General features: G+C 66.4%; 18 protein-coding genes. 12 read left to right on the forward strand and 6 right to left on the reverse strand.

The window, feature by feature from the left end:
- Nucleotides 1–31: 31 nt before the first annotated feature.
- Nucleotides 32–1216: a DNA recombination protein RmuC gene (gene rmuC / locus GV161_RS15610; protein WP_152016560.1), complete on the reverse strand. Its 1185-nt coding sequence runs from the start codon at nt 1214–1216 to the stop codon at nt 32–34.
- Nucleotides 1217–1330: 114 nt separating this feature from the next.
- Between rmuC and def the strand changes: the two genes are divergently transcribed.
- From def to truA, 3 genes are read left to right on the forward strand one after another with little or no spacing between them, the layout of a single operon-like run.
- The gene (gene def, locus GV161_RS15615; protein WP_152016561.1) at nt 1331–1864 is read left to right on the forward strand and encodes a peptide deformylase; all 534 of its coding nucleotides are present in this window, start codon (nt 1331–1333) and stop codon (nt 1862–1864) included.
- Nucleotides 1865–1883: 19 nt separating this feature from the next.
- Complete coding sequence (gene fmt / locus GV161_RS15620) at nt 1884–2813, forward strand: methionyl-tRNA formyltransferase (RefSeq protein WP_152016562.1); 930 nt, start codon at nt 1884–1886, stop codon at nt 2811–2813.
- 2 nt (nt 2814–2815) lie between these two features.
- Nucleotides 2816–3553, forward strand: a complete 738-nt coding sequence (gene truA / locus GV161_RS15625) for a tRNA pseudouridine(38-40) synthase TruA (protein ID WP_152016563.1) — start codon at nt 2816–2818, stop codon at nt 3551–3553.
- Nucleotides 3554–3718: 165 nt separating this feature from the next.
- On the opposite strand, the gene GV161_RS15630 is transcribed toward truA, so the two are convergent.
- The 3 genes from GV161_RS15630 to GV161_RS15640 all read right to left on the reverse strand — a co-directional run bounded on the left by GV161_RS15630 (nt 3719) and on the right by GV161_RS15640 (nt 6000).
- Nucleotides 3719–4306, reverse strand: coding sequence for a hypothetical protein (locus GV161_RS15630; RefSeq protein WP_152016564.1), 588 nt, complete (start codon nt 4304–4306; stop codon nt 3719–3721).
- Between the two features lie 66 nt (nt 4307–4372).
- Nucleotides 4373–5575, reverse strand: coding sequence for a succinyl-diaminopimelate desuccinylase (gene dapE / locus GV161_RS15635; protein WP_152016565.1), 1203 nt, complete (start codon nt 5573–5575; stop codon nt 4373–4375).
- A complete protein-coding gene (locus GV161_RS15640; protein ID WP_152016566.1) occupies nt 5572–6000 on the reverse strand; it encodes a DUF805 domain-containing protein in 429 nt (142 codons plus the stop codon). The genes dapE and GV161_RS15640 overlap by 4 nt, the downstream gene beginning before the upstream one ends.
- Before the next feature lie 233 nt (nt 6001–6233).
- Between GV161_RS15640 and GV161_RS15645 the strand changes: the two genes are divergently transcribed.
- The 9 genes from GV161_RS15645 to GV161_RS15685 all read left to right on the forward strand — a co-directional run bounded on the left by GV161_RS15645 (nt 6234) and on the right by GV161_RS15685 (nt 14612).
- Entirely contained in the window at nt 6234–6848 is a 615-nt protein-coding gene (locus tag GV161_RS15645; protein ID WP_152016567.1) for a ribonuclease H-like domain-containing protein, read from the forward strand.
- Nucleotides 6849–7021: 173 nt separating this feature from the next.
- Entirely contained in the window at nt 7022–7702 is a 681-nt protein-coding gene (locus tag GV161_RS15650) for a lipopolysaccharide-assembly, LptC-related protein (protein WP_152016568.1), read from the forward strand.
- A 41-nt stretch (nt 7703–7743) separates the two neighbouring features.
- Nucleotides 7744–8394, forward strand: a complete 651-nt coding sequence (locus tag GV161_RS15655; RefSeq protein ID WP_152016569.1) for an LptA/OstA family protein — start codon at nt 7744–7746, stop codon at nt 8392–8394.
- 309 nt (nt 8395–8703) lie between these two features.
- Nucleotides 8704–9516, forward strand: coding sequence for an LPS export ABC transporter ATP-binding protein (gene lptB, locus GV161_RS15660; RefSeq protein WP_152017479.1), 813 nt, complete (start codon nt 8704–8706; stop codon nt 9514–9516).
- A 160-nt stretch (nt 9517–9676) separates the two neighbouring features.
- Nucleotides 9677–11209: an RNA polymerase factor sigma-54 gene (rpoN, locus tag GV161_RS15665; RefSeq protein WP_152016570.1), complete on the forward strand. Its 1533-nt coding sequence runs from the start codon at nt 9677–9679 to the stop codon at nt 11207–11209.
- 188 nt (nt 11210–11397) lie between these two features.
- Nucleotides 11398–11985, forward strand: coding sequence for a ribosome-associated translation inhibitor RaiA (gene raiA, locus GV161_RS15670; protein WP_152016571.1), 588 nt, complete (start codon nt 11398–11400; stop codon nt 11983–11985).
- An 84-nt stretch (nt 11986–12069) separates the two neighbouring features.
- Nucleotides 12070–12531, forward strand: a complete 462-nt coding sequence (gene ptsN / locus GV161_RS15675) for a PTS IIA-like nitrogen regulatory protein PtsN (RefSeq protein WP_152016572.1) — start codon at nt 12070–12072, stop codon at nt 12529–12531.
- Nucleotides 12532–12666: 135 nt separating this feature from the next.
- On the forward strand, nt 12667–14283 hold the full coding sequence (locus GV161_RS15680) for a fumarate hydratase (protein WP_152016573.1): 1617 nt from the start codon (nt 12667–12669) through the stop codon (nt 14281–14283).
- Nucleotides 14280–14612: a hypothetical protein gene (locus GV161_RS15685; RefSeq protein WP_152016574.1), complete on the forward strand. Its 333-nt coding sequence runs from the start codon at nt 14280–14282 to the stop codon at nt 14610–14612. The genes GV161_RS15680 and GV161_RS15685 overlap by 4 nt, the downstream gene beginning before the upstream one ends.
- Here GV161_RS15685 and GV161_RS15690 read toward each other — a convergent pair whose 3' ends face one another.
- The gene (locus tag GV161_RS15690; protein ID WP_348521241.1) at nt 14613–15410 is read right to left on the reverse strand and encodes a dienelactone hydrolase; all 798 of its coding nucleotides are present in this window, start codon (nt 15408–15410) and stop codon (nt 14613–14615) included.
- A 173-nt stretch (nt 15411–15583) separates the two neighbouring features.
- Nucleotides 15584–16444 (reverse strand): GyrI-like domain-containing protein, encoded by an 861-nt coding sequence (locus tag GV161_RS15695; protein WP_152016576.1) that lies wholly within the window; start codon nt 16442–16444, stop codon nt 15584–15586.
- Nucleotides 16445–16502: the final 58 nt, after the last annotated feature.

Raw genomic sequence — 16502 nt, forward strand, 5'->3', positions numbered from 1 at the left:
TGGCGACCGGGACGAATAGCGTCGCGCCGCGTCACTCCGCCGCCTTCAGCCTCTCAGCCTTGGCGAAGGGTAGCTGCGGCTCGTTCGGCCTGACGTCGTCGAATTCGAGCGCGCCGATCTTCTCGGCCCGGCCGGTGACCTTTCCGGTCGAGGTCTTGATCTGGGCGACGTCGTCTTGCGCCTGGCGGAAGTGGCTGTCGAGCTTGTCGACCCGGTCGCCGAGGCGGCGGACATCGTCGAGCAGCTTGCCGACTTCGGACTGGATCACCTGCGCTTCCTCGCGCATGCGCGCATCGCGTACCAGCGACTGCATCAGCTGGATCGCCAGCGCCAGCAGCGAGGGCGAGACGATCATCACGCGTGCCCGGTGCGCCTTCTGGATGATATCGTCGAAATGCTCGTGCAGGTCGGCATAGATCGCCTCCGACGGCACGAAGAGCAGCGCCATGTCCTGTGTCTCGCCGGGCAGGAAATAGCGTTCGGCGATGTCCTTGACGTGCTGGCCGACATCGGCGCGCACCCGTGCCGAAGCCTGCTTCTTCGCCTCCTCGCCGCGTGCCTCGCGCAGCATGGTGAAGCTCTCCAGCGGGAATTTCGCGTCGATGACGAGGCCGCGCCCGTCGCCCGGCAGGGTGACCAGACAGTCCGGTCGCTTGCCGGTCGAGAGCGTTGGTTGAAACGAGAAGAAAGCCGCTGGAAGACCGTCGCGGATGATCGCCTCCATCCGGCCCTGGCCATAGGCGCCGCGCGCCTGCTTGTTGGCGAGCACGTCCTTCAGCGTCACCACTTCGCTGGTGAGCTCGGTCAGGTTCTTCTGGGCGTTGTCGATGACGGCCAGGCGCTCCTGCAGCTTGCCGAGGCTCTCATTGGTCTGGCGGACATTCTGTTCCAGCCCGGCGCCGACCTGCTGGCGCAGGCCGTCCATCCGTTCGGCCATGATGCGGGCGAGGTCGCCCTGCCGGGTCGAGAGGATCTCGGCCATCGTCTGCATGCGGCCGCTGAGCTCGGCCTGCTGCCGGTTCATCTCGGCGACCTTGTCGTCCATCTCGCGAGCACGCTCGGCCGCCATCGCCGCCTCGATCTCGCGCCGGCGCGCCGCGCGCCAGGACGAAAGCAGTGCCAGCACCAGCAAAGCGAGCGTCAGTCCGGCGAAGCCGAAGGCAGCCTCGGCCCAGTTCACGGGGCGCTCCAGCAGGACGAAGGCGATCTGGTTCATGCCGCAAGCCTACACGATCTCGGCCGTAAATCTAGAACATAAGCGGAACAGTTTGACCGCTTCGTCACAAGTGCTTATGTCGCGGCAACTCCTGAAAACGTCCCAGAGCGCCCTATGGCTATCCGCCCCCTCGTCATCCTGCCCGACTCGATGCTGCGCAAGGTTTCCGCACCGATCGGCGACATCACGCCGGAGATCCGCAAGCTGGCGGACGACATGCTGGAGACGATGTATGACGCGCCGGGAATCGGCCTCGCCGCGATCCAGGTCGGCGAGCCAGTCCGCCTTGTTACGCTGGACGTCTCGAAGAAGGCGGAGGAAGGCGAGGAGCAGGAGCGCGAGCCGATGGTCCTCATCAACCCCGAAGTGACCTGGCGCTCGGAGGAATTCAGCTCCTATGAGGAGGGCTGCCTCTCGATCCCCGAATATTACGAGGAGGTCGAGCGGCCGGCGCGGGTCAAGGTCACCTATCGCGATCTCGACGGCAAGGCGCAGGAGATCGAGGCCGATGGCCTGCTCGCCACCTGCCTGCAACATGAGATCGACCATCTCAACGGCGTGCTCTTCATCGACTACCTGTCACGGCTGAAGCGCGACCGAGTCAACAAGCGCTTCGCCAAGGCGGCGAAACGGGAGAGCGCGGCCTGACCGGTCGGGGCAAAACACTATGAGCTTGCGCGTCATCTTCATGGGCACGCCGGATTTCGCCGTGCCCACCCTGACCGAGATCATCGGCCAGGGCCACGAGGTCGTCTCCGTCTACACCCGCGCTCCGGCGCCGGCCGGGCGCGGCATGGAGCTGCGGCCCTCGCCGGTCCAGGTCACGGCCGAGCGCTTCGGCATCCCGGTGTTCTCGCCGAAGACGCTGAAGACGCCCGAGGCGGTCGAGATCATGGCCTCGCACCAGGCCGATGTCGCCGTCGTCGTCGCCTATGGCCTGATCCTGCCCAAGGCGATCCTGGAGGTGCCGGAACTCGGCTGCCTCAATCTGCACGCTTCGCTGCTGCCACGCTGGCGCGGTGCCGCGCCGATCCAGCGAGCCATCATGGCGGGCGATGCCGAGACCGGCGTCTGCGTGATGAAGATGGAGGAGGGGCTCGATACCGGCCCCGTCGCCATGGTCGAGCGGCTTGCGATCGACGGCAACGCCACGGCCGGCGACATGCATGACCGGCTCGCCGGCCTCGGCGCCGACCTGATGGTCCGGGCGCTCGCCGCGCTCAGCCGCGGCGGCCTGCGCTTTACGCCGCAGCCGGAGGAAGGCGTCACCTATGCCAGCAAGATCGGCAATGACGAGGCCAGGCTGAGCTGGAACCGGCCGGCGCAGCAGGTTCATGACGTCGTGCGTGGTCTCTCGCCTTTCCCCGGCGCCTTCGTCGAGGTCGATCTCGGCAAGGGACCGGAGCGCTTGAAGCTGCTGCGCACTGCCCGCGCCGGCGGAGCGGCCGAGCCAGGCACGCTGCTCGACGATGACGGCACCATCGCCTGCGCGGTCGGGGCGGTGAAGCTCCTCCAGGTCCAGCGCGCCGGCAAGGGGCCGATGAGCGCGCAGGAGTTCCTGCGCGGCGCGCGGCTCTCGGCGGGTGCGAAGCTGTAGCGATGCCCCGCTACAAGCTCGTCATCGAATATGACGGCACGCCCTTCTCAGGCTGGCAGCGCCAGCTCAACGGGCCGTCGGTGCAGCAGAGCGTCGAGGAGGCGATCGAAGCCTTCTGCGGCCACGCCGTGCGCCTGCATTGCGCCGGGCGGACCGATGCCGGGGTCCACGCCACCCACCAGGTCGCCCATGTCGATCTCGACAAGGACTGGCGCACCGATGTGGTGCGCGACGCCAGCAATGCCCGGCTGAAGCGCCTGCCGGTGGCGGTGCTGAGCGCGCAGGCGGTGCCCGAGACCTTCGATGCCCGCATCTCGGCCACGCGTCGCTACTACATCTACCGTATCCTCGACCGGCGGGCGCAGCCGGCGTTAGACGCCAACCGGGTCTGGCATGTCCCGGTCAAGCTCGACCATGAGGCGATGGATCGCGCCGCCAAGGCGCTGATCGGCCATCACGACTTCACGACCTTCCGCGCCGCCGAATGCCAGGCCAATGGCCCGATGCGCACGCTCGATCGGTTCGATTGCCGGCGCGAGGGCGCCGAGATCGTCGCCTATGTCCATGCCCGTTCCTTCCTGCATCATCAGGTCCGCTCCATGGTCGGCTGCCTGAAGATGGTCGGCATGGGGCGCTGGCCGGAGAACAAGGTCGGCAAGGTGCTGGCGGCGCGCGATCGCTCGCAATGCGCCGCACTGGCGCCGCCCAGCGGGCTCTATCTGGCAGGCGTGGATTACTGAGAGCCACCCCGTCTTTCCGGGGCGCCGCGGAGCGGCGAGCCCGGAACCCAGAGCCGATGCCATCTCCAATGAGGAGTGGCCGTGTCCCGAGTCTTTGCGATCAAGCGCATCTGTTCTGGTTTCCGGGCTCAGACCTGCGGCCTGTCCCGGAATGACCGTGAGCGATCAGAACCCGGCCAGCCCGAAAATCTTCAGCACCGTGTAGTCGGCGAGCACGCTGGCGCAGGCGATCGCGCCGGCGACGCCGCCCTGCGCGCCGAAGGTGGCCCTGGCGACGCAATAGCGCAGCCTGAGCACGATCGCGGCGAAGGCGAGGCTCTGGAAGCCGGCGATGCTCGGATTCGACCAACCCAGCGCGAACACCGTCGCCGGCACCGCCATCAGGGCTGCCGAGAGGATGCCGGCCCAGTTCCAGGCGATGACGAAGCTGGTGAAACGGGGATTGCGGGTGAGGCCGGGCGCGAGCCCGACCAGCAGCGCCGGCACCGCGAGGATCGCCAGGACCTCCGCCGTGACGATGGCTGCGATCAGGCCCGGTGCATCGAACAACCCGCCGCTGTTGGAGAGGCCGGCGAGCGTGCGCTCGGCCGCCAGCACCGGGATCATCGAGGGCACGACCAGCACCAGCGCGAGATAGGAGCGCCAGAAGCCTTCGCGGCTGAGGTCGAGATCAGGCAGGGCTTTCGCGTCGGCCCGCAGCAGGCGCCAGGAGGCAGCGAGCGATCGCGTCACATCGTCGGCAGCAAGCCTCATGGCCCAACCCTCCGGACGTCACGATATTAGACTTTCGTCTAATTGTGGGCGTCAGGGTCGGTTCCGTCAAGCCTGCTGCGCTGCAGCGAAATAGCCCGCCAGTAAACGATGCGTGATCCGCTCCAGCGTGACGAGGTCGGTGACGGCGACCCGCTCGTCGATCTGGTGCATGGTCTGGCCGACGACGCCGTACTCGACCACCGGGCAGTAGTTCTTGATGAAGCGGGCGTCGGAGGTGCCGCCGGTCGTGGACAGGGCAGGGCGCTTGCCGGTCTCGGCTTCGACGGCCTCGGCGACCATCGCCACGAACGGTCCCGGCTGGGTCAGGAAGGCCACCGCATTGGTCGGCTCGAAGCTGATCTCGTAGCGCACGGTGTTGCCGGCCGCCTCGCGCAGGCGGCGCTCGATCTCGGCCGCGAGCGTCTCCGGTGTCCAGAGGTCGTTGAAGCGGATGTTGAACACCGCCTTGGCGTGCGCCGGGATCACGTTGGTCGCGGGATTGCCGACATCGAGCGTCGTCACTTCGAGATTGCTCGGATCGAAATGCTCGGTGCCGGCGTCGAGCGGCGTTGCGTCCAGCGCTGCCAGCAGCCGGACCATGTCGCGGATCGGGTTCTGGGCGAGGTGCGGGTAGCCGACATGGCCCTGAATGCCCTGGACGGCGAGCTTGCCGGTCAGCGAACCGCGCCGGCCGATCTTGATCATGTCGCTCATCGCCGCCGGATTGGTCGGCTCGCCGAGGAGGCAATGGTCGAAACGCTCGCCGCGAGCGTCGGCCCAGGCGAGGAGCTTGACCGTGCCGTTGACGGCGGGGCCTTCCTCGTCGCCGGTGACGAGGAAGGCGATCGAGCCCGGCGCATCCGGATTGGCGCGGCGATAGCGGATCGCGGCGCAGACCATGGCGGCGAGCCCGCCCTTCATGTCGCAGGCGCCGCGGCCAAAGAGTGTGCCGTCGACGATGTCCGCGGCGAAGGGATCATGCGTCCAGGCGGCGAGGTCGCCGGGCGGGACGACATCAGTATGGCCGGCAATGACAAAGACCGGGCCTTCGCTGCCGATGCGGGCATAGAGGTTCTCGATGTCCGGCATGCCGGGTTCCGAGAAGGTCGGTCGCTCGACGCTGAAGCCCTCGGCGCTCAGTACGGCATCGAGCAGCGTCAGCGCGCCGCCTTCGGCCGGCGTCACCGAGGCGCAGCGGATCAGGGCCTGGGTGAGGGCGACCGGATCGGTGGGGTCGAAGGCGAGGGGGGCGGGTATGCTTGGGCTCATCGAGCCGGTTTAGCAGCCCCGGTTTGCTCCGCAAGCGCCGCGTCGCGGCCGACGCCCGGCATCAGGCCGAGATCGACCAGCGCGACCAGCCAGGCCATCGTCGAGATCGCGACCAGCGAGGGCGCCCAGGCATAGCCGAGCAGCGGCTGCACTTCTCGCGGCAGCACGATGGCGCAGACCAGGAGGATGCCGAACAGCGATGAGCCGCCCCGGTCGGCGGCGCGCTTGGCTGCCAGCGCTGCCCAGGGAAACAGAGCGAAGGCATTGGCGAAGGCGACGATCTTCGCTGCGGCATATTTGTCCGCGACCTGTGGCGCAGCCCACTGGACCGCCAGCAGGCAGAGGGCGAGCGCGATGCTGCCGAGCCAGAACTGGCGCAGGCCGATCCGGCCATCGAGATCGGTGAACAGGCGGATTGCGGACATGGGTCAAGCTCCGATCCTGCATTCTCGCACGGAGAGGGGCTGGAATGAAGCTTATGGTGAATAAAAGGTTAATGCGCTCGAACCGGTTGTTCTGGCAGAGAAAATGCTTGAACCCGGCGGAGCGCGCCGCTAGCTGCGAGACGTACTCCGGATTTGAAGGGGGCCATTCGGCGTGATTGGCGGATGGCAGTTTGAGTGAGCGGCGCATCGCGCCGCCGAGCGAGGTTTTGGGCATGACCATCCGTCTGCACCGCGGCGATCTTCCCGATGGGTTCGAACCGGGCCCGATCCTGGCGATCGACACCGAGACGCTCGGCCTCAACCCTCAGCGCGACCGGCTCTGCGTGGTGCAGCTCTCGCGCGGCGACGGCACTGCCGACGTCGTCCAAATCCCGAAGGGCGCCCGGGCGCCGGCCAATCTCTGCCGCATCCTCGCCGATCCCGGCGTGCTGAAGCTGTTCCACTTCGCCCGCTTCGACATCGCTGCGCTTGAAAAGGCCTTCGGCGTCGTCACCGCGCCGGTCTATTGCACCAAGATCGCCTCCAAGCTGGTGCGCACCTATACCGACCGCCACGGGCTGAAGGATCTCGTCCGCGAGCTCCTTGGCGTCGAATTGTCGAAGCAGCAGCAATCCTCGGACTGGGGCGCCGACACGCTGACCGAGGCGCAGCTCGGCTATGCCGCCTCGGACGTGCTGCATCTGCATGCTCTGAAGGCGAAGCTCGATGTGATGCTGGAGCGCGAGGGCCGCGCGCATCTCGCCAAGGCCTGCTTCGACTTCCTGCCGGCGCGCGCCGAGCTCGATCTCGCCGGTTGGCCGGAGGTCGACATCTTCGCGCATACGTAAAGTTGATGTATCTGGGCTAGGGTCATCCGTCTGGCGGTCGCCGGACCGGTCGCTGCTGCCCGTCGGCATGCCCGGTTCGACATGAAAAAGCCGCCGGTGGCTGGCAATGGGCGGGCATGAGCTTGGCGATCACAACTCCTGAGACACGCAGTCCGGCGGCGATTCGGGCGCAGATGCGGCAGAGCGCCTTCCAGGCCGCGCGCCGGCATTCCGCGCTCGTGCGTCTGCTCCGGCGCCTGATTCCGATCGGGGCGATCGCCGCGGTGGTGGGGTTGATCATCGTTCCCTTCCTCAACCCTCTGCGCCATGCCGGCAATTTTTCGCTGGGCGGGATCAGCCTGTCGGGCGGCAAGGTGGTGATGGAAACGCCGAAGCTCGCCGGCTATCGCAAGGACAACAGTCCTTACGAGGTTACGGCGGAATCGGCCCTGCAGGACGTCCGCAATCCCACGCAGATCGAGCTCGTGCAGATGGTGGCGCGGGTGCTGATGAAGTCCGAAGGCTGGATCAACATCAATGCCCGCAGCGGCCTTTTCGACCAGACGAAGGAGAAGCTGAAGCTGGTCGACGACGTGAAGATCCGCACCGATTCGGGCTATGATGTCCGCATGCGCACCGCCGACGTCGATTTCAAGGCCGGAACCGTCAACTCGCGCGAGCCGGTGAAGGTCAATCTCGGCACGACGACGGTTGACGCCGATACGCTTGACGTGAAGGACAATGGCGCGCTCATCACCTTCGAGGGGCGCGTGCATGTCCTGATCGAGAATGCGCCGGCCCGCAGCCTGGCCGGCCCGGAGCGCGAGGGCAGCACGCCCAATCTCGAAGCTCTTCGCCCGGCTGCCAAGCCGTGAGATCATCGCATCCAGCCATGCAGGTCAGCTACAGGTCACCGATGAAAGCTCTTGCTCTCGCTCTCGCTGTTCTGGTCGCTCCGGCGCTCTCGACAGCTGCATTCGCTCAGCAGCCGGCCACCAAGCCGGCCAAGTCGCGCGGTGGAGCCCCGGGCTCGCCTTTCGGCGGCATGGGCGGCGACAGCAAGGAGCCGATCAAGATCGACGCGAACAAGCTCGACGTGCTCGACAAAGACAACAAGGCGGTCTTCTCCGGCAATGTCGTCGCCGTGCAGGGCGAGACGACCGTGCGCTGCTCGGTGATGACGGTGTTCTATGAGGGCCGGGGCCAGGGTGGGACGCCGAAGCCGGCGCAGCCTGCGGCGCAGGGGCAGGGCGCCAATGACGGCGCGATCAAGCGCATCGAGTGCACCGGGCCGGTCACCGTCGTCTCGAAGACCCAGGCCGCGACCTCGGACAATGCCGTCTTCGACCGCGCCAACAATCAGGTGATCATGACCGGCAATGTCGCGCTGAACGATGGCCCGAACATCACCCGCGGCGACAAGCTCGTCTACAACACGCAGACCGGCATCGCCAACGTGACGTCGAGCGGGCGCGTCCAAGGCTTCTTCGTGCCGAACTCGGGTGACAACAAGGACGGCAAGGACAGTAAGGCTGGCGCCAAGCCGGCCGCCTCGCCGACCAACTGATCTTCCCTGGATCACGATGATTTTGGATCGAAGCGATCAAAAATCATAAAACGTGATCGATTCTAAGAGTTTAGAGCAGGATTTCAGCGGAAAACCGGTTCCCATTTTTTCGCATCCTGCTCTTCGGCAGGGGCGGCTGCAGGAAGGCGTTGCCAGTTCGGCGCGCCTCGCATACCAGAGCGGACCCATGTCGAACGCCAGCAGCGCGAATTTCCTCCTGTGACGATATCCACGTCTCCGCCTTCCGACGCTGGCCAGCAGGCGCAGCCCAGCCCGGCGCGGCCGGCCAAGGCGCCGGCGGCACCGGGGCTGCTCGGCCGACTCTTCGGCCGGGGCAAGGACAAGCAGGCTGTCGAGGACGACGAGCAGCCTGGCCCGATCGCGAGCGCGGTCGGTGGCGCCGGCATCCTCGCCGTCAGCGGCCTGCGCAAGACCTATGGCGCCCGCAATGTCGTGAGCGAGGCCTCGCTCTATGTCCGCAATGGCGAGGCGGTTGGCCTGCTCGGCCCGAACGGCGCCGGCAAGACCACGATCTTCTACATGATCACCGGCCTGGTCAGCGCCGATCTGGGCGTGATCTCGCTCGAAGGGAACGACATCACCAACCTGCCGATGTACCAGCGCGCCCGGCTCGGCATCGGCTATCTGCCGCAGGAGGCCTCGATCTTCCGCGGCCTCTCGGTCGAGGACAACATCCGGGCCGTGCTCGAAGTGGTCGAGCCGAACCGCAAGAAGCGCGAGCGCGAGCTCGACAAGCTGCTCGACGAATTCAACATCAGCCGCCTGCGCAAGGCGCCCTCGATCGCGCTCTCGGGCGGCGAGCGCCGCCGCTGCGAGATCGCCCGCGCGCTCGCCGGGCGGCCCTCCTTCATCCTGCTCGACGAGCCCTTCGCCGGCATCGACCCGATCGCGGTCGGCGACATCCAGGAGCTGGTCCGGCAATTGACCGATCGCGGCATCGGCGTGCTGATCACCGACCACAATGTCCGCGAGACGCTCGGGCTGGTCGATCGCGCCTACATCATCCATTCCGGCCGGGTGCTGACCGAAGGCTCGCCGGCCGAGATCATCGCCAATGCCGATGTCCGCCGCGTCTATCTCGGCGAGGATTTCCGGCTCTGAGGCGTCCGGCACGCGGTCGCCCCACCGGCTATATTGCAGTGCATTAACTTCCCGGCGCAAAAGCCCGTCCAGGGCTTTGACGCGGTCGCGGTCGGCGACTAGTCTGTCTCACAGGCAAGAACCGTGCCGAATTGCCGCAGGCTAAGGAGTCGGGATCGCGATGGCGATGATGCCACGCATGGAGCTGCGCCAGGGTCAGTCCCTGGTGATGACGCCGCAGCTATTGCAGGCGATCAAGCTGCTCCAGCTCTCCCATCTCGAATTGCAGAGCTTCGTCGAGGGCGAGCTGGAGCGCAATCCGCTGCTCGAGCGCGGCGACGAGGCTCCCGATGCCGGCTCGCTCAACGGCGCCGGCGAAAGTCCGCTCGCCGCCGATGCCGAGACTTATGCCCGCGCCGAGAGCCTCAACACCCAGGAGGGCATCGAGGGCCGGCTTGGTACCGGGCTCGACAATGTCTTCCAGAACGAGCAGCCCAAGGCAGCGCGGCTGGAGACGCAAGGAGCCGACAGCCTGCCGATCATCGGCGGCACCTATGGCGGCTCCGGCGGCTCGTTCGAGGAGGGGCCCGAGGGCTTCGAAAGCGGGCTGACGAGCGAGCTCTCGCTACACGAGCATCTCAGCGCCCAGCTCGACCTCGCCGTGACTGCGCCGGCCGAGCGCCTGATCGGCCGCCACATCATCGACGGCGTCGATGATGCCGGCTATCTGACCGAGCCGCTTGCCGACATCGCCGAACGTCTCGGCGTCGATCTTGCCAAGGTCGAGCAGGTGCTCGCCATCGTCCAGGGCTTCGATCCCAGTGGCGTCGCCGCCCGCGACGTCGGCGAGTGCCTGGCGATCCAGCTGCGCGACCGCGACCGCCACGATCCGGCCATGCAGGCCCTCATCGCCAACCTGCCGCTCCTCGCCAAGCGCGACTTTGCCGCCCTGAAGCGCATCTGCGGCGTCGATGACGAGGACATCGCCGACATGGTCGCCGAAATCCGGCGGCTCGACCCCAAGCCGGGGCGCGCCTTCGGTGGCTCTGCGGCGGAGACGGTGGTGCCGGATGTCTTCATCCGCGCTGCGCCGGACGGCTCCTGGCTGGTCGATCTCAACCCCGACACCTTGCCGCGCGTGCTGGTCAACCAGACCTATCACGCCCGCGTCACGAAGGCGGCCCGTAGCGATGTGGACAAGGCCTTCATCGCCGAATGCCTGCAGACGGCGAACTGGCTGACCCGCTCGCTCGAGCAGCGCGCCCGCACCATCCTGAAGGTCGCCAGCGAGATCGTGCGCCAGCAGGACGGCTTCTTCGCCCATGGTGTCGAGCATCTGCGCCCGCTCAATCTCAAGACCGTCGCCGACGCGATCAGCATGCACGAATCGACGGTCTCGCGCGTCACCTCGAACAAGTACCTCGCCTGCCCACGCGGGGTCTTCGAGATGAAATACTTCTTTTCCGCCGCGATCGCAGCGACCGGCTATGGCGAGGCGCATTCGGCCGAGGCCGTGCGGCATCGCATCAAGCAGATGATCGATGACGAGCCGCCGCGGGACGTGCTTTCGGATGACGCCATCGTCACCAGGCTGAAGCAGAGCGGCATCGATATCGCTCGCCGCACCGTGGCGAAGTATCGGGAATCGCTGCGCATTCCCTCCTCGATGGAGCGCCGCCGCGAGAAGGCGGCGATGGCGCTGGCGGGGCGTTGAGGGGCGAACCCTTCCACGCCCGGCGTGCGGTGCAGCACAAATCGTCTTCTGTTCCATGAGGCGCTCGCAACCTTGTCCTGCCGCCCGTGCACCTGCGCCGTTCCGCACATTGACAACCCCATGAGGCCGTTCTTACCTCCTGAGGATGGTCGGCTACTGACCATGGCGACAAGAAGGGGAAGCACTCCATGAGCTTGCGAATCTCCGGCAAGAATCTCGATGTCGGCGAGGCCCTCCGTGGTCAGGCCGAGGCCAGGGTCGCCGCAGCGTTGGGCAAGTACTATGAGGGCGGCTATCAGGGCCACGTCACCGTCGGCAAGGATGGCACCGCCTTCAAGACCGACGGCGTTCTGCATCTTTCTTCCGGCATCACCCTCGAAGCTTCGGCCACTGCGCATGATCCCTATGCCAGCCTCGACAAGATGGCCGAGCGCATCGAGAAGCGTTTGCGCCGCTACAAGCGACGGCTGAAGGATCGCGCCGCTGCCGCCAATGGTCGTGAGCCGGCCCTGGAAATCCCCAGCTATGTGATCGCCGCTCCCGATGAGGATATCGAGGAACATGAGGCCGACCACGCTGGTGAGAACCCGGTGATCGTGGCGGAATCGACCAAATCCCTGCATCAGATGACGGTTGGCGACGCGGTTGCCGAGCTCGATCTGACCGGCGCCCCTGTGGTTATCTTCCGCCATGCTGGCAATGGCCGCATGAACGTCGTATACCGCCGCCGCGACGGCAATATCGGCTGGATCGATCCGCCGGCTTCTCTTTCTTGAAGTCCCGCCGCTGATGGGATTCGGGTGCCGGCCGGGATGCCGGTGGCGCCCGCGTTCCGGCACGGGACATGCATGGATTGGCCTATGACGCTGACCGATCTTCTCCGGCCCGATGCGGTGATCTCGCCGCTACGCGCCAATTCCAAGAAGCAGGCTCTGCAGGAACTGGCGCAGCACGCCGCCGTGCTCACCGGCCTGCCCGAGCGCGAACTGTTCGAGGCCCTGCTCCAGCGCGAGCGCCTGGGCTCGACCGGCATCGGCGACGGCATCGCCATTCCACATGGACGCATGGCCGGGATCGACCGGCTCGTCGGCTTGTTCGCCCGCGCCGAGAAGGCGATCGATTTCGAGGCGCTGGACGGCCAGCCGGTCGACATCATCTTCGTGCTGATCGCGCCGGAGGGGGCGGGGGCCGATCATCTCAAGGCCCTGGCCCGCGTCGCCCGTGTGCTGCGCAACCAGGCGGTGCTGGAGCAGGTGCGCCACGCGCATGACCCGGCCGCCATCTACGCCATCCTGGCGGAGACCGCCGCCAAGGCGGCCTGAAGGCAGGCCGCACGAGGCGGCTTCTTCCTTTGAATGATGACAGTCTGGGCTTGGAGGCCTTGCCCCGAGCGGCTATGACGCGGCCGAAGCTGTGAGGCGCCGCGCGCGGCGCCTTCGAACCGCGGAGCCCCGCCGATGGCCTATACCCATGTCGATCTCTTCCCCCTCGGCGAAGACAAGACGCCCTACCGCTCGCTCGGCAGCGACGGCGTCACGGTCGAGACGGTCGCTGGCCGCGAGGTCCTGAGTGTCTCGCACGAGGCGATCAAGCGGCTCTCCGAGCAGGCCTTCATCGACATCAACCATCTGCTGCGCCCGGGCCATCTCGCCCAGCTCGCAAAAATCCTCGACGACCCCGAGGCGACCGGAAACGACCGCTTCGTCGCCTATGACCTGCTCAAGAACGCAGGCATCGCCGCCGGCGGCGTGCTGCCGATGTGCCAGGATACCGGCACGGCGATCATCATGGGCAAGAAGGGCCGCAAGGTCTGGACCGATGGCGACGACGAGGCGGCGCTCGGCGAGGGCGTCTACGACGCCTATCTCAAGCGCAATCTGCGTTATTCCCAGGTTGCCCCGCTCTCCATGTTCGAGGAGAAGAACACCGCGACCAACCTGCCGGCGCAGATCGACATCTATGCCGAGGGCGAGGATGCCTACAAATTCCTCTTCGTCGCCAAGGGCGGCGGCTCGGCCAACAAGACCTTCCTCTTCCAGGCGACGCCCTCGCTCCTGACCAGGGACCGGATGATGGCCTTCCTGAAGGAGAAGATCCTGACGCTCGGCACCGCCGCCTGCCCGCCCTACCATCTCGCCATCGTCATCGGTGGCACCTCGGCTGAGCAGAACCTCAAGACGGTCAAGCTCGCCTCGACCAAGTACCTCGATGCGCTGCCGACCAAGGGTTCGCCCTCCGGCCATGCCTTCCGCGATATCGAGATGGAGGAGGAGGTCCACAAGCTGACGCAGGCGCTCGGCGTCGGCGCGCAGTTCGGCGGCAAGTATTTCTGCCATGACGTGCGCGTCATCCGCCTGCCGCGCCACGGCGCCTCGCTGCCGATCGGCCTCGGCGTCTCCTGCTCGGCCGACCGCCAGGCCAAGGGCAAGATCACCAGGGACGGCATCTTCCTGGAGGCGCTCGAGACCGATCCGTCGAAGTACCTGCCCGAGATCGATGAGGCCAAGCTCGGCGGCGATGTCGTCAAGGTCGACCTCAACCGGCCGATGAGCGAGATTCTCGCCACATTGACGCAATACCCGGTGAAGACCCGGCTCTCGCTGACCGGGACGATCATCGTCGCGCGCGACTCGGCTCATGCCAAGATCCGCGAGCGGCTGGAGAACGGCAAGGGCATGCCGGACTATCTGAAGAACCACCCGGTCTATTATGCCGGCCCCGCCAAGACACCGGAAGGCTTCGCCTCCGGCTCCTTCGGTCCGACCACGGCCGGCCGGATGGATTCCTTCGTCGACCAGTTCCAGTCCTTCGGCGGCTCGATGGTGATGCTGGCCAAGGGCAACCGTTCGGCCCAGGTCCGCGAGGCCTGCAAGGCCCATGGCGGCTTCTATCTCGGCTCGATCGGCGGCCCGGCGGCGCGCCTCGCCCAGGACTGCATCCGCAAGGTCGAGGTGCTCGAATATCCCGAGCTCGGCATGGAGGCGGTCTGGCGCATCGAGGTCGAGGATTTCCCCGCCTTCATCGTCATCGACGACAAGGGCAACGACTTCTTCAAGGAGCTGAACCTCGGATGATCCTGCGTGCCGCTGCCGCCGTCTTGCTGATCCTCGTTCCGACTTTCGCATCGGCACAGCCGCGTCCCGTTCCGGCGACGTGCAGTCGCGACCTGTTTCAGAACGAGGCGGCGATGCGCCAGCGCCAGTACAAGATGCAGCAGGTCGCCACGGCCGACCAGGCGACGCAATGCGCCGCCTGGCGCGACCATGTCGCCTTCATGCAGAATGCGCGTTCGGTCTTCGCGACATGCCAGGCCGGCCGGCAGCGCGAGGAGAACGTCGCGCAGATGGACCAGTCGCTCGCCGACTATCGCGTGCTGCTCGCCAACCGCTGCGGGCGCCGCTGACTACTTGACATATGGCGGCTGGCCGAGCTGCGCCTTGAAGAAGGCGAGCACGCGCGCGTTGAAGTCGGCGTGGAAGGCGGCCCGGTCGAAACCGGGTTGATCGCTGCAGAGCTCGCCAGCCGACTGGGCCAGCTCGGCCGGGCAGGGCGGCAGGAAAGAAAAATGCTGGGAGCCGGGCACGACGTGGAAATCGGGCTTCGTCGGCAGCCAACCTGCTATCTCCGCGACACTAGCCGGAGTGACGCCGTCGCCGCCGCGCTCGGAACCCCAGAGCTGAACCGGCACCCGTACGTTCTTGAAGCTCTCCTGCGTAAAGAAGACGCTGAGCGGGTCGGCGATGACCGCCGCCTTGATGCGCGGATCATGGCGGAGTTCCGGAAGCTCTCCCAGGCGGACCTGATCGCAGAGCGGGTCGCTCTTGCCCTCGCAGAGCCTGAGGCGCTTGCCGAAATATGGATTGGCGCCGACGGCAACGAGTCCGGTATAGCCGCCCCGCGAGAAGCCGAAGAACCCGACGCGCCCGGCATCGATCCTGGCGGCATCGGGCCATGAGCCGAGGATGTAATCGACCACGCGCTTGATGTCGGCCGGCCGCTCGACGAAGACCGAAAACTCGCGCGTACGGCTCTGGTCCAGGCTAGTGTCGCCGGGGTGATTGATCGCGACGACGATGAAGCCTGCATCGGCCAGAACCTCGGCCGTGTCCCGGTGTCCGAGGAAGCTGCCGGTCCTGCCGTGCGAGACCACGATGAGCGGGCGTTTCTCGCCAGCGAGCGGGCAATTCATGCTGACGGACATGGCAAAAGGTCCGAGCCGTATCTCGCTTTTTGGCTGAGTGCATGGATACCAGATCGCGCCCTTGAGCGGCTGGAGTCCTCCTTCGGCCGGAATGTCGACGGACTTGAGTCCGGCGGCCTGCGTCAGCGAGGTCGCAAGGCAAAACGCTAGGCTGGACAAGAGACGGTGGAGATTCATGGCGGGCTCGCGTTGCGGATGGGGATGAACAGGTCGGTGCGTAGGGCGGCAGGAGCGATCCCTCGCGACGATGTATCGAGGTAGTGCTCGAGCGTCGGCCGATCGTCGGGCTCGTAGCCGCTGCCCGGCATCCATCTGGTGTAGATGGCCTGTGCGGCGGCGTTGATGCGGGTGTATGGGCCGACCAGCCGGTGCACGACATAGCGCCCGCCGGGAATCTCCAGTTCCTCGATATCCGCATCCTCGGGCCAGGGCTCAGGCGAGGCGATGGCGGCGTAGTATCTGAAGCGGCCGGCATATTCGGGGTTGCCGAACGAGGCGCCCCATTTCTCCGAGATGGTGCGTGGCCCGGCGCGTAGGCGCAGTTGCCGATGCGTATGAGGGATGGTCGCGAACGATCCGACATGCCGCAGCGCACGCAGTTGTCGCGCCGGCCGCTCGACGATCGTGACAGCTGGCAGCGATGCGTCGCCGGGGAGCAGGGGCGTCATTTCGGCAGCGACGAACGCCTGCGTCATCTGTTGCCGGAATGCGCGTGGCGATTGCCCGGTGAATTCGTGAAAGGCGCGCGCGAAGGCTTGCGGGCTGTCATAGCCGACCGCCAGCGCCACTTGCGTGATGCTCTCGTTCGAGCTTGTCAGGAGACGGGTCGCGAGAGCCAGCCGGACGCGACGAACGGTGGCCGCCACCGTCTCACCGACGACGCCGGCATAGACGCGGTGAAAATGAAACGGTGAGAAATTGGCGAGGCGCGCGAGATCGTCGAGACGGGAGTTGGCCATCGGGTCGGCGACGATGGCCGCGACCGCACGAGCCACGCGGATGCGGTAATCCCGTTCTGTTCGATCGTTGGCCATGGCTAATAGCTTGCCCTATCGCTGCGCCGGAAACTTAGCTGCTTTTGCTAAAGTGCCT

It is taken from the genome of Bosea sp. 29B, assembly GCF_902506165.1.
Taxonomy (GTDB): domain Bacteria; phylum Pseudomonadota; class Alphaproteobacteria; order Rhizobiales; family Beijerinckiaceae; genus Allobosea.

Excerpts from the sequence above, each read along its gene's own strand:
- ptsN (WP_152016572.1), top strand. The coding sequence starts at position 12,070 with ATGACGCTGACCGATCTTCTCCGGCCCGATGCGGTGATCTCGCCGCTA.
- rmuC (WP_152016560.1), bottom strand. The coding sequence starts at position 1,216 with ATGAACCAGATCGCCTTCGTCCTGCTGGAGCGCCCCGTGAACTGGGCC.
- truA (WP_152016563.1), top strand. The coding sequence starts at position 2,816 with ATGCCCCGCTACAAGCTCGTCATCGAATATGACGGCACGCCCTTCTCA.
- GV161_RS15645 (WP_152016567.1), top strand. The coding sequence starts at position 6,234 with ATGACCATCCGTCTGCACCGCGGCGATCTTCCCGATGGGTTCGAACCG.
- fmt (WP_152016562.1), top strand. The coding sequence starts at position 1,884 with ATGAGCTTGCGCGTCATCTTCATGGGCACGCCGGATTTCGCCGTGCCC.
- def (WP_152016561.1), top strand. The coding sequence starts at position 1,331 with ATGGCTATCCGCCCCCTCGTCATCCTGCCCGACTCGATGCTGCGCAAG.
- GV161_RS15685 (WP_152016574.1), top strand. The coding sequence starts at position 14,280 with ATGATCCTGCGTGCCGCTGCCGCCGTCTTGCTGATCCTCGTTCCGACT.
- GV161_RS15680 (WP_152016573.1), top strand. The coding sequence starts at position 12,667 with ATGGCCTATACCCATGTCGATCTCTTCCCCCTCGGCGAAGACAAGACG.
- GV161_RS15690 (WP_348521241.1), bottom strand. The coding sequence starts at position 15,410 with ATGTCCGTCAGCATGAATTGCCCGCTCGCTGGCGAGAAACGCCCGCTC.
- GV161_RS15630 (WP_152016564.1), bottom strand. The coding sequence starts at position 4,306 with ATGAGGCTTGCTGCCGACGATGTGACGCGATCGCTCGCTGCCTCCTGG.
- GV161_RS15640 (WP_152016566.1), bottom strand. The coding sequence starts at position 6,000 with ATGTCCGCAATCCGCCTGTTCACCGATCTCGATGGCCGGATCGGCCTG.
- GV161_RS15695 (WP_152016576.1), bottom strand. The coding sequence starts at position 16,444 with ATGGCCAACGATCGAACAGAACGGGATTACCGCATCCGCGTGGCTCGT.
- GV161_RS15650 (WP_152016568.1), top strand. The coding sequence starts at position 7,022 with ATGCGGCAGAGCGCCTTCCAGGCCGCGCGCCGGCATTCCGCGCTCGTG.
- raiA (WP_152016571.1), top strand. The coding sequence starts at position 11,398 with ATGAGCTTGCGAATCTCCGGCAAGAATCTCGATGTCGGCGAGGCCCTC.
- dapE (WP_152016565.1), bottom strand. The coding sequence starts at position 5,575 with ATGAGCCCAAGCATACCCGCCCCCCTCGCCTTCGACCCCACCGATCCG.
- GV161_RS15655 (WP_152016569.1), top strand. The coding sequence starts at position 7,744 with ATGAAAGCTCTTGCTCTCGCTCTCGCTGTTCTGGTCGCTCCGGCGCTC.
- rpoN (WP_152016570.1), top strand. The coding sequence starts at position 9,677 with ATGGCGATGATGCCACGCATGGAGCTGCGCCAGGGTCAGTCCCTGGTG.